This is a genomic window from Streptomyces sp. NPDC054794, assembly GCF_053611585.1.
On the sequence record NZ_JBSHAQ010000058.1, the window covers coordinates 51,161 to 63,624 of the forward strand.

Genomic DNA, 12,464 nt, shown 5'->3' on the forward strand with positions numbered 1-12,464 from the left:
TGGGTGGCCGGGGCGGCAACTCCGGCTTGTGCGCAGTCTCCCGGCCGTCGGGTGGCCAGGCACTCGAACCAGGCGCGCCCCGGAAGTTGCCGCTGCCTGAACGATGGCGCGAACGCCTCACTGATGGGCGGCGCATCGTCGGCTTAACCGAGACATTAAGACCGTGTCCTACGTGGTGAGGCGGACGAGTCGTTTGTAGCAGCACAGGGCGGCGGCCAGGCCGAGAAAGGCCAGGTAGTTGCGGGGATTGCGCTCGTAGCGGGGGCTGAGTCTGCGGTAGCCGGACAGCCACGACATCGTGCGCTCGATCACCCACCTGCGGCGGCCCAATCGTTCGCTGGACTCGATGCCTTTGCGGGCGATCCGGACTCCAATGCGCTTGCCGCGTAACCATTTTCGCAGGTCCGGGCGATCATAGGCTTTGTCGGCATGTAGGCGCTGGGGCTTGAAGTAGCGGCCGCGGTCCGGGTCGTGTCTCGTTTGGTGACCCGTCACCATGGGCTTCAGCCCTTCGCTGTCGTGGGTGTTGCCGGCCGAGACGCCGACGAGGAGGGGCAGTCCGTTCGCGTCCGACAGGACGTGCATCTTGGAGCCCGGCCTGCCCCGGTCCACGGGGCTCGGACCTGTGAGTTCGCCCCCTTTTTCGCCCTGACGTGGGCGGTGTCGAGGACGACGCGGGTGACGTCGATGAGGCCGGCGTCGTCCAGTCTGTGCAGGACGGCCTCGTCCAGGCGGCCCCAGACGCCGGCTCTGGACCAGATCAGGAACCGCCGGTGGGCAGTCGACTTCGAAATGCCGAAGCAAGGTGGTAGTGCCCGCCAGGCACAGCCGCTGACCAGCACGTAGATGATCGCCGCGAACAACGTTTCATCAGGCGTGTCCTGCGTCCCACCGCCCTGCGGACGCACCCTCGACGGGGGGATCAGCGGCTCTGCAATCTCCCACAGCCCGTCCGGAACAATCCAACTCCACGTACCCCGCCCCATACACAGCCCGACGTCCGCCTCACCACGTAGGACACGGTCTAAAGCGGCTCCAGTTGACCGCCCTGACCCGACGGCTACGGATTGGGTGAGAGCTACTGAGGGAAGGCTCCTACGGCGTCCCTTGCCATCGGAGGTAGGGGGAACTGTGGGGGCTACTGGAGGGCTGTACCGGTCATGGCTGCGTTTGGTGGCCATGGCGGCCGTCAGCGCGGTGATCGGACTGCTTGCTGCGGTGTGGGGGTCGGAGGCATGGGCGGGGGTGCTGGGGGCCGCGGTCGCGGCCGTGGTGAGCGCCGTTGCGGTCGGCGTGCAGACGGAGAGGCAGCGGCAGGCCGAGGCGGCTCGCCGTCGGCCCCGTGCCTTGGAGATCCCCTCGCCGGGAGGCCGATTTCCGCTGGTGCGGGACATGCATGATCCGGTCGCGGTGGGAGTGCACCCAGCCGAGACCGTTGAGCAGGGCGGCGCGATCGACCGGGTCCCGGCCTACGTCACGCGTGACATGGAGCCGCAGCTGCACGCCGTCCTACGGCGCGGCGGCTTCGTCCTGTTGGTCGGCGAATTCACCGCGGGCAAAACGCGAGCCGCCTTCGAGGCGATCCAGCTCCTGCACCCTGATTATCACTTCGTGGCTCCCTCCATGCGTGAGGCCGTGGAAGTGCTGCTGAACGACTGGGGAGCAGTCGACCGCTGCGTAGTGTGGCTGGACGATCTGGAACGCTTCCTGGGGCCGGGAGGACTGACCACCTCCACCCTGCACCGTCTGCTACTTCCGGGCCGGCAGGTGCTGGTCTTGGCTACCATGCGCAGCCACGAGTACGACCGCTACCGGGACCGTGCGGAGACCGAGACTTCCGGGGCTGCGCAAGAAGTCTGGCGCCAGGGTAGGGCCGTACTGCGACAAGCCCAAGTGGTCCACGTCGAAAGGCGCTGGACGCATACCGAACGCGAGCGGGCCCGGGCTGTGATGGCCGATCCCCGGCTGGTCCGCGCGTTGGCCGGCGATGAGCGTTTCGGGGTAGCCGAACTGCTGGCGGCCGGCCCGGAACTAGTCGAAGCCTGGCAGCACGCCTGGATCCCAGGACACCACCCGCGCGGGGCGGCACTGGTTGCAACGGCTGTCGACGCCCGCCGCGCCGGCTACCACCGTCTTTTGCCCGCGGAGATTCTCCAGCAACTCCACGAGGGCTACCTTGTTCGCCGCGGTGGAGTGGAATTGCGTCCCGAGTCGTTCTCGGAGGCGCTGAACTGGGCTCTGACCCCCACCGTCCCTGCGGGCGCGAACAGCCTCTTGCTCGGCGACGTCGAACACGGGTACCTGGCTTTCGACTACTTGATCGACGTTTCCGCGCAGGAGGCCATACCCGAAGCAGTCTGGGTGGCAGTCATGGAACTTGCCCCGCTCCATGAGGCCTACACGATTGCCTACAACGCGGTAATAGCGGGCCAATTCGCACTCGCCATCCCTGCAATGCGGCGTGCGGCACAAGCAGGTATCGGCGAAGCCGAGGCGATCTTGTGGGAATTGGATGCGCCCATGCGTCCCGCAGAGGAAGGGCTGACCGTCGCACGGCAGAGGATGCAGGCCCTTAGGCAAGAGTTCGGTACTGACCATGAGGAGGTTCTGATAGCTGAAAGCATGGTTGCCTTCTTCACCATGCGCTGCGGTCGCTACTCCGAGGCCCGCCGCCTCTACGAACAACTGGTGAACAGGGCAGCCGCGGCACTGGGACACAACCATCGTCTCGTTTTGGGCATGGAATTCGGAATTGCCACCAGCGCGTTTGCAGCAGGAGCTCACGACGAGGGCCTGCCCCTCCTCGAAGCCGCAGTACGAAAGAGCGCCAGCACGCTAGGGCCGGGGGATCTAACTGTGCTGGACCGCCGCAAGGTGGTGGTTCAACTCCTGGTGGAGGCAGGGCAAAATGACGCCGCGCTGCAGCGGCTCCCTGTCCTCGAAGCCGATTGCGCCCATCTGCCGGCCACGCACCCCATCGCCGTCGGCGTGAGGTGTGTGGCAAGTCAGCTGCGACAGCACCCTTGAGGGGACAACAGCAACGATGCGCGGAACATTCGTATGGAGAAAGAGCTCTTACTCAACGAGCGGCGGTACATGCGTTGAGGTTGCCTGGGCATTGCCAGTCGTGTGGGTTCGAGACAGCAAGGACGTGACGAAGCCACCCTTGCACATACACGTACAGAGCTGGGAGCGCTTCTGAGAGGCAATCTGCACTGGCGATGCATTTCGTCCGTGACGCCGCAGAGACTGCCACTGTTGCAGCAGTCCGCTACCTCTTGGGCTGCGCTGGACAGCTGACACAAATGTGCCATCGTGACATCAAACCCGGCTGTCGAGATCCCACCTCCTGCCTGAGCCGCGCGGAGGGGTGGACCTTGTGGCAGGCTGCCGTCAACGAGGTGAGCTGGCAGATTTACGGCGGGCTAACTTGGCGCCAGCTCCATTGACGCCACCGTTCTGGAAGCCATTCGAACCGCACCTCCCCACTGGCCGGCACACCGCCGCCGAACAGGGAGCAGTGGAGATCCGGCGTCGGCTGGCGGCGAGCAAGCCGTCCGCCCACGAACCCGACGAAGCCGTTGCTCGCGTCGCGGACTTCCGCGGCTCCTTCAAGACCAAGGTCGAATAGCGCGTCGACGCTCTGGGCACCTACTGCAGGAACTGCCACCGTCCCTTCTCCGACGTCTCCGGGTCCGACTGCGAGCTGCCCCGGATACCCCGCTGGCCCACCACTCCGATCTGCCGTCCGAGTCGGGCGCCGCATAGACCGGCGTCGGACGGGGGCTCACGCCCGTCGCGCACGGCCGACGCCCCCTCTTCCCCCTCTTCCACCCCGCCACTGTGCAGAGAGACATGTCCGAACCACTGATCCACAAAGGCCGTCCCGAGTCGGACATCACCGCGGGGAGGGGTGAGCAAGCGCAGCAGCCGCCCGTCACTCCCACAAGCGGAGGCGTCGCCTTTGCAGGCCCGACGCCGGGGCGCGGGTCGGGTGGAGCGCTGTGGAAACCTTGGGGGATCAAGAATGCCGCTCTCGGTACCACCTGGGCCGTCACTGGCGGCGGCGCCCTGACCGTCGCGGCCGTCTCGCCCTGCTCCTGCTGCTCCCGGGCTTCCGCCGCCATCGTGCGCCACGCGCCACACCACCGGCCTCCGCGCGACGGCCCAGACGGCTGCGGATTCACGTAACTCCCCCTGCTGATCTGTGAGTTCTTCGGTACGAGGTGTGCTTGGTGGATTCCGATGTCCAAGGTCCTCGGGAAATGTCACGATGGTTCCCGGCCCGGCTTCAGCTCAGCCGCGAGCGGCGTCCGATCACGGGGGAGTTCCACCTTGGCAGATCTGCGCGTAGCGTTCCTCCGGCGCGTCTCGACCGGGGAGGCGCGGACCGTGTTCGGCTCCGGTCACCTGGTCGCCGACCGTCTCGTCCTCACCGCGGCCCATGTCGCCGGGGCGGTGGGAGACACGGTGGAGGTGCGGCTCGGTGCCCAGCTCGTCACGGGCAGCGTGGTCTGGCAGGCCTCCGCCGGCGCCGACGGCGCCGCCTCCCCGCCGGACGCCGCGCTCATCGAGATCGACGACGCCGGCTACCGGCCCGCCGACCTGCCGCCCGTGCGCTGGGGCTGGCTCGTCGGCCGCGGCACCGCCGTGGGCTGTACCGCCACCGGCTTCCCCGACGCCTTGGTCGCACCGGACGGCTGGGCCCGGCCCGAGCAGCTGCACGGCGAGATCATGCCGCTGACCCGTGACGATGGCCTCGTCGACGTCCGCCCGGCGAGCTGGCCCGAACCGGGCGCGAGCGGAGGCAGCCTCTGGTTCGGCATGTCGGGGGCGGCGGTGCTGTCCGGCTCCGGCCAGTTGACCGTTGCGATCGTCATCGAGATCGCCGAGAACTTCGGCGACCGCCGTCTCACCGCGCTGACGGTCGACGCCCTGCGGCACGACCGCTCTTTCACTGCCCTGGTCGAACAGCACACCGGGTGCCCGTTCCTGCTGGAACCCGTCGAACTCGAAGAGACGCTGCGTCCCTGGTGCCGGTCGACCCGGCCGCTGTCCCCGATCGCCCTCCTGCGTCCCGAGTACGAGGTCGTGCCCTTCCACGGCCGCGCACAGACGCTCGACCGTCTCGTCTCCTGGTGCGGATCCGGCAGACAGGTCGGCGGCCTGCTGATCCACGCGGCCGGCGGCACGGGCAAGACCCGGCTCGCCCGTGAACTCGCCCGCACGATGTACCAGAAAGGCTGGGTCGTCGGTGAACTCTCCGACGCCGTGGGCACGTTCGGCCCGTTCACCCGGCTCGCCCACCCCGCGCTCGTCCTCGTCGACTACGCCGAGTCCCGTGCCGAGACCGTGGCGGCCCTGCTGCGGTACATCGCCGAACACCCCGGACAGCACCCCGTCCGAGTGCTGATGCTCGCCCGGTCCGCCGGACCGTGGTGGACGCGTCTTTCGGACGACGACATCGTCGCCGCCACCCTGCCTGACGAACCGGAAGAGCTCGGCGGCCTAGAATTCTCCCTCGACTCCGACGACCGACTCACCGCGCTGGCCGACGCGTTCGACACCGCCCTGCGCCAAGTGCCCGGCTATGAGGACCATCAGGGGCGCACGCCCGCCTTCCAGCTGCCGTGGACCCTCGAACCGATCAGGGCCCACCACCCCCTGACCCTGCACACCGCCGTCCTCGCCAGCGTTCTCACCGGGCCGGACAGCGGCGAGGAACCGCCCTCACCCGCGCGGATCCTGCTCCGGCACGAGAAGAAGTACTGGAACCGGCTGGCCGTCGAACGGTCCCTGGGACATTCGGAGACCCGGGAGGCCGCGCTCGTCTTCGGCCTGCTCTGCGGCGCCCACTCCCGGCAGGGGGCGGCGCAGACCGTGGGGCTGCTTCCGGGGTTCCGCTCCGACTCCGCCGAGGAGGCCCGACGCGCGCTCGCCCACTGGATCGCCACCCTGTACCCGCCCGCCGATCCGCGGGCCGAGTACTGGGGCCAGCTGTCCCCGGACTGGCTGTTCGAGTACCTGCTGGCCACCACCGTGGCGGACGAACCGGACCTGCTGGACAACCTCGCGCGGCTCACCGACGACGGTTCGCAGACCTGCCTGACCGGAGCGCAGCTCGGCCGCACGGTCACCGTCCTGACGGCCGCCGCCGCCCACCCCGGCGAGGCCGCGGCCGTGGTACGGCGCAAACTGATCGAGCTCGTGGCGCTGCACAACGGCGTGTTCCTGCCGTTCGCCTGCCACGTCAGCACCTCGGCCCAGTACCCCGAGCCGCTGCTGACGGCGTTGAAGGTCCTCGTCGATCATCCCTCCGCCGAACTCCCGCACCTCTACCAGATCCGCAGCCTCATGCCTCCGGTGGGAGGCGTCCTGGCCGGTCTCGGTGTGGCGGTGCAGCGGCGGATCATCGCCGTCCTGAGGGCGGAGCCCCCGCAAACCGAAGACCAGCAGCGGGAACTCGCCGACGCCCTGAGTCTGCTCGGCACCTACCTCGCACGTGCCGACCGCGTCGAGGAAGCCGCCGCGGCGAGCGGCGAAGCCGTCACGATCCACCGGTCCCTCCACGGAGGGAACACGGAGAGCCAGGGTCTCGCCCTCGCCTTGACGAACCACGCGACGAATCTGGCGCGTCTCGGGGACCACGCGGAGTCCTACCGGATCTGCCAGGAGGTCGTCGACGTCCTGGAACACTCCGATCTGGCCCGCGGGGACCGCCGAATGCTCATGGCCGCGGCACTCAACAATATCTTCCTCCACCACGAGGAGAACGGCGACGTCGAACAGGCCCACGAGGCGTTGAAGCGCGCGATCGGCTTCCAGAGAGACGAACTCGCCCAGGGGGCCGACCGCTTCGCGCTGGACGCCCTCGCCCAGCTCCTGACCAACCAGGGCAGAATTCTTGAGCAACTCGGGCAGCCGGCCGAGGCACTCGCCGCCCATGAGGAGTGCGTGGAGGTCTGGCGCCGCCTCTACCGTGCCGCGCCCGGTGCCTATGTGGACCGGTTCCAGGCGCAGGCGATGCTCCTCGCGGGACTGCACGAGGCCGAGGGCCGGCATGCCGAGGCGGCCGCGCTGTACGGGCAGGCGAGCGAGGCCCTGACCCGGCTGCCGCTCCGCGACCGCGAGAATCAGCTCCGGCTGGGTGCGGCTCTGCAGCTCCAGGCCCAGGAACTCAGCCGTGCCCGGGCGCCCTTTGCGTCCGTGGTCCATGTTCTGGAACGCTCGTGCGCGGTGCTGGGCCGCCTGTTCCGCAGCGATCCGGAGATCGGTGCGCGACACTATTTCGCGGTGCTCAAGACCTTCATCCAAGGAACGCAACTCGTCGCAGAGGACATCGACATCAGGCCGTACATGGCGGAGGTCGCCGACGTGCTTGATCACATCGTGGGCCAGTGGGAGGCCGCGGGGCACGTACCCGACGATCCGGCGACCGTGCCCGACCTCGCGATGTATGTGGCGTGGGCGGTCGACGACGGCGATCCCGGCGCGGCGATCCGACTGTGCGAACGTGTCGAGGCTCTCGCCACGGACGGGCTCGACGAAACCGGCCGCCTGGATCGGCAGAGCATGCAGGGGGCGGTGATGATGATGCGGGCCAAGGCCCTGGCCCGCCGAGGAGACGTCCCCGAGGCGGTGGAGGTCGCCAAAGCCGCTGCGGAGCGTCTGGCGCAGCGTGCCACCCCGGAGAATCACTGGCCGGCCTTCGTCGCGGTCGAGGGCCTCCTCGACATGGCGCTGCGTGTGTCTCCCGCGGACGCTCCCCACGAGATCATCGCGCTGAACCGGGCAGGCAGCGCCCTCGCGCTCCGGCATGTGGCCGAGACCCCGGAGGTCTGGGCCCCCATGCTCGCCAACCATCTGGCCCAGCAGGCACGAACCCACGCGCGGCTCGGCGAGCACGAGGCGGCTGCGGCACTGTTCGAACAGACCCTGGGGTACGTCCGCGGCCTCACCGACAGCCCGGAGGACGGGTCGGACAACCGCTTCGTGCTCTTCGACGTCCGCTTGAAGTCCACGGGCCCGAGCCGCCACGAGAGCCTCGACGAGATCCTGTCCATGTACCTCGTCGAACTGCGGAGCCTCGGCCGGACCGCGGACTTCTTGGCAGCCCTGGCGGAGCTTGTCGAGCTGAGGCGTCGGCTGTGGGAGGCCGACGAGCGAGTGGAGCGGGCTCTGTCCTACGCCTGGATCGCGCGGGTTCAGGCCGAGGCCCTTCTCGACAGCGACCAGCCGGAGGCCGCCGCGACGGCGGCCCGAACGGCGATGGCGGTCGCGCAGGGGCTCCCGGACACGGACGACGCGGTCCAGGAGAACCGGGCATTGATCCTGCACGACAGTGCCATCGTGCTGGTCAACACGGACGCCGTCGAGGACGCCGTAACCTCGATCTCCGCCTGCGTCGGGATCTACCGGACCGCGTACGAACCATCCCCCAAAACGCTGGCATCCGCTCTGGGCGACCTGTCGGCGATCCTCGGCACGGCGGGGCGGACGGAGGAGGCCCGCACGGCGGGGGACCAGGCGCTGGCCCTGTGGCGTGACCTGGCCCCCGGCGACGCCGATGAGTTGTACGGCCTCGCCGTCTGCCTGCACAACCAGGCGCTGGCCCGGGAGCAGGGCGGCTTCGAGGACGAAGCGCGCGAACTGCGCGCCGAGTTCGAGGCACTGACGGCACAGGAAACCGAGCGAGGGCGATGATGTGGTCCGACCTGTCCCAACCGCAAGCTGTACTGGTCGCCGCCGCCGTCGGCGCCACCGGAGCGATCATCGGCGGAGCCGTCGCCTCCGTCCTCACCCAGTGGTTGAACGGACGGGCCGGCCGACGGCGCCAGTGGGACGAGACCCGGCACACCGCCTATGCCCGTGTCACCGAGACCTTCCACGCCGCGCTGGGCCTCTACGACGACACCGGCCGCCTACGGGCCGACCCGGCGACGCAGCGACGCGCCGGCGACGACCTGCTGGCCGCCTATGCCCGCGCCGCCCTCCTGACCCGCACCGACGGCACGGCGAAAGCGCTGGAGCAGTTGCACGACGCGGCGCAGGAACTCTGGGACCGCCCGGCCCAGCCCTGGGCGGAGATCGACGAGCGGTGCCGTCGCGCCGAGTGGACCTTCCGCAAGGAGGCCAGGGCGGAGATGGGCCTGCCGACCCGGCGCGGCATGCCCCAACCGCCGACCGCAACCCCGGCGTCCGCCCCGGTTCCTGCCGTCACCGCCCCGGTGCAGGCCGCCGTCACCGGCTCCTCCTCACCCGAACCTCCTGCCGAGCCCTCAGCCTGAGGACGCGGAGGACGACGCAGCGGCCCCGTCGCCGGATCCTTCGCCCTCCGTGGATCCGTCACCCTCGGCAGAACCTTCCCCCTCCGCGGATCCTCCGCCCGCGGCGGGTTCCGGGAGGGTCAGCGACAGCTTGACCGCGAACGTGCCGTCCGCGGGCGAGGAGCACAGATAGGCTCCGCCGCCCGGAACGAATGCGACGTTGAAGGCCACCTCCAAGCCGCCGACGCGCAGTGGGGACACCGGCGTGTCCTCCACGGCCCGCACCATGGTGGTCAGCACCGAATGGATCGCCGTCCGCAGGTCGTCCTCGTGATCGGACAGATCGGCCGAGCTGTACCGCCGTGCCGAGATCTGCCGCCCGTCCCCTGATGGAAGCTCCCGAGTCTCGACCCGTACCGTCGCGTCGGGCATGCGGCCCCCTCTTGTCTCATCATCCTTGTTTGGCTCTCCGTCACCTTAACGGCGCCGAAGTACCCGAAGTACCGCCCACAGACTTCACGCCCTCAGGGCCTCAGGACCCCCGGACTCCAGAACCCCTGGACCTCAAGACGCCGTCAGGAACTCGCCCAGCCTCGCCAGCAGCCGATCCACGTACTCCGTGCTGGTGTAGGGCGCGAGCCTGGACGTCATCGATCTCTATGTGTCCATCGGCGCGGACCCTGCGAGGCAGGGGCAGACGCTGAGCACCCCGTGCCCCGCAACAGGAGCCGGTTGTGTACCAGGCCCAGCCCTGGTCGCCGCCTTCGCCACCGGCAAGAACCTCGTCGACGAGGCAGCCGCCCGCGCCGCCGTGAGTGAGGTGGTCGGCGAGTGAGAACCTGCTACTGAAGAGGCATGCCAGGAGCTCTCCGCCGACGCCTCCGCACCATCCATATTTCGCTCGCGACGTCCGCCCTGGCGCATCTACGGTTTCAGCGTGACTGCTGCACCAGTGCTGCCGCCGGCGATGGCCGAGGAACTCCTGCATCCCGTCCTTCCCGCCGCGTCCGTCGGGGAGACCGTTCTGCGTACTGGCGGAGAGCTGAGCACGATCTTCGAGATCCGGTTCGTCGGGGTGGCCGAGCCGGTCGTAATCAAGGTCTATGACGATCAATGGCGGTGGAAACAGGAGAAGGAGATCTACGTCTACCAGCTGCTTCAGCAGCACGGTGTCGGGCCCGTGCCTGCCGTGTTGCACCATGGGGACGCCGACAATGCGCTTGGGCGCTGCTACACGGTGATGACGATGCTCAGGGGCCAGCCGTTGTCCGCTATCAGCCACGCCCTGGACAGGGCATCGCTGCGGGAGATCTACCGTCAGCTCGGGGGCTGCATGGCAGCAGTCCACCAAATCCCGCAGGGCGCCTACGGATACATCACCACGCAGGTTCTGGATCCCGAGCCGACGAACACCGCCTATATGACACGGCAGTTCCACAAGAAGCTCAGAGAGTACGCCGATCACGGGGGTGATGCGGCGCTCGCGACGGCCATCGAAGCGAAGGTCGCTCGGCAGACCGAGCTGCTCGGCGCGTGCCGGCACGCCGTGCTGTGTCACAACGACTTCCACGAGGGCAACGTCCTGGTCGCCGAGGACGGCGGCGGATGGCAAGTCAGCGGCTTCATCGACGTGGAGAACGCGATCGCCGCGGATCCACTGATGGACGTGGCCAAGACCGACTACTACTCCGTCCACGGCGACCAGGACAAGCGCGAAGCGCTCTGCGACGGCTACGGCACGCTGCCCGCCGACTGGAGCGAGCGGGTCGGCCTCTACCGCCTCTACCACGCTCTGGAGCTATGGGACTGGTTCGCCTCCATCGGTAACACGGCGCCGCTGAAGGGCATCACCGACGACATCCGGCGGATGGCGGCATGATCTTGGGTATTGAATACAGGATCTGAACCACCGGCACCTTGCCGAAGAAAACGACACCTTGCCGACGAGAGCGCTCCACCGGAACACCCAACGGTGGGGCGTCGCCATCAGAGTTCATGGGCATCGTGAACGCCACCTTCGTCGGCATTTTCAACGCCGGGCAACAATCTCGTCCCGGCCGCGCGCTCTGGTGCGGGTCCTGACACGAAAATTGGTCGGCAGGTGAGGGTCTTGCAGCGTCGGTGAGTTGGCCCAGAGCGGTCGGGATAGGCGATGATGAGCGCAGGCACGGTCTTCCGTTGTGCTGATCAGGGATTCGACACCTCATGATCGCCGGAGGCCGTGCTTGCTGTCGGCGTACCGGCGAATGTGGCAGAGCCGTGTACGGGCGAACGTACAGAGCGTCGGCATCACCACCGCCTGGTGATCCGAGTCGTGTGGAAGGCGAACTATCTTGCGATAGCCGCGTCTCGACCGTGTGGGCCCCGTCCCCGGTCCCGCCGACAGATTGACTTTCCTACTGGGAAAGCCAATACTGGCTTTCCCAGTAGGAAAGTGAGGCGTCATGGGCGAGCTGACACCCGAGCAGGCGCGAGCCGCGCTGGACACAGTGGAGCGATCCCGTCGAAGGGTGATCGACGAGATCGACGTGCCGCGCTGGTACTGGGCGGGCCTGGCCTCAGGCTGGATCGTGCTCGGCGTGATCGCCGACATCCATCATCCGCTGGTGACCACCCTGGCCACACTGGCCTTCGGGGCCGCGCACTCCTCGATCGCGCCCCGGGTGGTCAACGGACGGCACCGCAGCAACCAGATGAGCGTGCGTGCCGACATCGCCGGGCCGCGGCTTGCGGCCTGGGTGCTGGGCAGTCTGGTCGCCTTGGTCGGGGTCACCATCGCCGCAGCGCTCATCCTGAATGCCGACGACGCGCATCACCCGACCACCGGGGCGGCCGTCCTGGCCGCGGTCATGCTCGTGCTAGGCGGGCCGCTGCTGCCGGCCGCGGCGCGTCGCCGCGCCGTACGTACCGGCGCGGCATCATGACCACGCCACGGTTCGACGAGCTGATCCATGCCAGCACCCGGCTGTCCATCGTCTCCCTACTCGCGGCCGCCGACTGGGCCGACTTCGGCTACGTTCGCGACCAGCTCGGTCTATCCGACTCTGCACTGTCCAAACAGCTCTCGACGCTGGAGCAGGCCGACTACGTCACAGTCGACCGCTGAACCTTCCCCTTGATCGTGGACACCTGGAGACTGGGACCTGAGGTTCCAGAGGAAGTAGCACCAGGTGGGAAGCAAGTACACGAAGCGGTACA

The 12,464-nt window shown here is 68.3% G+C and carries 8 protein-coding genes and 1 pseudogene; 7 read left to right on the forward strand and 2 right to left on the reverse strand.

Annotation, left to right across the window (positions count from 1 at the left end; translation table 11 throughout):
- Positions 1-168: 168 nt before the first annotated feature.
- Positions 169-986, reverse strand: a protein-coding gene (locus tag ACWGKT_RS40105; RefSeq protein ID WP_453277560.1) for an IS5 family transposase whose coding sequence is annotated in 2 segments (ribosomal slippage) — positions 169-644 and positions 644-986 — 819 coding nt in all. Because the reading frame shifts where the segments join, the coding sequence is not laid out codon by codon here.
- 211 nt (positions 987-1,197) lie between these two features.
- On the opposite strand from ACWGKT_RS40105, the gene ACWGKT_RS40110 reads away from it, so the two are divergent.
- From ACWGKT_RS40110 to ACWGKT_RS40125, 4 genes are all read left to right on the forward strand, one after another.
- Positions 1,198-3,027, forward strand: coding sequence for a hypothetical protein (locus ACWGKT_RS40110; protein WP_453277561.1), 1,830 nt, complete (start codon positions 1,198-1,200; stop codon positions 3,025-3,027).
- A 16-nt stretch (positions 3,028-3,043) separates the two neighbouring features.
- Positions 3,044-3,202 carry a DUF397 domain-containing protein gene (locus ACWGKT_RS40115; RefSeq protein WP_453277562.1) on the forward strand — a complete coding sequence of 53 codons (159 nt, stop codon included), beginning with the start codon at positions 3,044-3,046 and terminating at the stop codon, positions 3,200-3,202.
- Positions 3,203-4,335: 1,133 nt separating this feature from the next.
- On the forward strand, positions 4,336-8,703 hold the full coding sequence (locus ACWGKT_RS40120) for a tetratricopeptide repeat protein (protein WP_453277563.1): 4,368 nt from the start codon (positions 4,336-4,338) through the stop codon (positions 8,701-8,703).
- Positions 8,700-9,287 carry a hypothetical protein gene (locus tag ACWGKT_RS40125; protein WP_453277564.1) on the forward strand — a complete coding sequence of 196 codons (588 nt, stop codon included), beginning with the start codon at positions 8,700-8,702 and terminating at the stop codon, positions 9,285-9,287. Before ACWGKT_RS40120 ends, ACWGKT_RS40125 begins: the two co-directional genes overlap by 4 nt.
- Here ACWGKT_RS40125 and ACWGKT_RS40130 read toward each other — a convergent pair.
- A complete protein-coding gene (locus ACWGKT_RS40130; RefSeq protein ID WP_453277565.1) occupies positions 9,279-9,698 on the reverse strand; it encodes a hypothetical protein in 420 nt (139 codons plus the stop codon). The genes ACWGKT_RS40125 and ACWGKT_RS40130 overlap by 9 nt on opposite strands.
- A 535-nt stretch (positions 9,699-10,233) precedes the next feature.
- Between ACWGKT_RS40130 and ACWGKT_RS40135 the strand changes: the two genes are divergently transcribed.
- From ACWGKT_RS40135 to ACWGKT_RS40145, 3 genes and pseudogenes are all read left to right on the forward strand, one after another.
- A complete protein-coding gene (locus ACWGKT_RS40135) occupies positions 10,234-11,145 on the forward strand; it encodes a phosphotransferase family protein (RefSeq protein ID WP_453277566.1) in 912 nt (303 codons plus the stop codon).
- Between the two features lie 565 nt (positions 11,146-11,710).
- On the forward strand, positions 11,711-12,190 hold the full coding sequence (locus tag ACWGKT_RS40140) for a hypothetical protein (RefSeq protein WP_453277567.1): 480 nt from the start codon (positions 11,711-11,713) through the stop codon (positions 12,188-12,190).
- Positions 12,187-12,369 (forward strand): annotated as a pseudogene (locus ACWGKT_RS40145) (transcriptional regulator); the annotation flags it as partial. The gene ACWGKT_RS40140 and the pseudogene ACWGKT_RS40145, both read left to right, overlap by 4 nt.
- Positions 12,370-12,464 lie beyond the last annotated feature (95 nt).

Bases quoted from the DNA above. Each gene is read 5' to 3' on its own strand.
- ACWGKT_RS40115 (WP_453277562.1), top strand. From the start codon at position 3,044: ATGCGCGGAACATTCGTATGGAGAAAGAGCTCTTACTCAACGAGCGGC.
- ACWGKT_RS40125 (WP_453277564.1), top strand. From the start codon at position 8,700: ATGATGTGGTCCGACCTGTCCCAACCGCAAGCTGTACTGGTCGCCGCC.
- ACWGKT_RS40130 (WP_453277565.1), bottom strand. From the start codon at position 9,698: ATGCCCGACGCGACGGTACGGGTCGAGACTCGGGAGCTTCCATCAGGG.
- ACWGKT_RS40135 (WP_453277566.1), top strand. From the start codon at position 10,234: ATGGCCGAGGAACTCCTGCATCCCGTCCTTCCCGCCGCGTCCGTCGGG.
- ACWGKT_RS40140 (WP_453277567.1), top strand. From the start codon at position 11,711: ATGGGCGAGCTGACACCCGAGCAGGCGCGAGCCGCGCTGGACACAGTG.